The organism is Cupriavidus sp. WS (assembly GCF_000395345.1).
GTDB classification, from domain to species: Bacteria; Pseudomonadota; Gammaproteobacteria; order Burkholderiales; family Burkholderiaceae; genus Cupriavidus; species Cupriavidus basilensis_B.
Window position 1 is genome coordinate 1 of sequence record NZ_AQPL01000751.1, and the last position, 490, is coordinate 490.

Genomic DNA, 490 nt, shown 5'->3' on the forward strand with positions numbered 1-490 from the left:
GTGGATACCGGCTACGAATGGGTGTTCGTGCGCTCGGGGTTGCTGGAGCGCATGAGCCGGACCGCCGAGCGCGCCCGTGCGCCCAGCCACGAGCAGACGCACAACTTCCGCTACTACATCAGCCAGGCCTATGTCTGGGCCGAGAGCTACCTGGTCGCCGCGGCCTTCACGACGCTGACTTTCCTTGTGCGCCTGCTGGTCCTGGTGCTCACGCTGCCGCTGATCCTCACTGCGGCATTCGTCGGCCTGATCGACGGCCTGGTGCGACGGGATGTGCGCCGGTTCGGCGCGGGCCGCGAATCCGGCTTCATCTACCACCGCGCGAAGGCCAGCCTGATGCCCCTGGCCGTGCTGCCCTGGGTCACCTACCTGGCGCTGCCGATCTCGGTGCATCCGCTGGTGATCCTGCTGCCCAGCGCAGCCTTGCTGGGACTGGCCGTGAGCCTGACCGCGGGCAGCTTCAAAAAGTACCTCTAGACCATCAATCCGG

At 66.7% G+C, this 490-nt stretch carries 1 protein-coding gene; it reads left to right on the forward strand.

All coding sequences use genetic code 11. From position 1 onward, the window contains the following. Positions 1 to 477 (forward strand): TIGR03747 family integrating conjugative element membrane protein (locus K206_RS0137015; RefSeq protein WP_020207209.1); only part of this gene is annotated, 477 nt, incomplete at its 5' end. Positions 478 to 490: the final 13 nt, after the last annotated feature.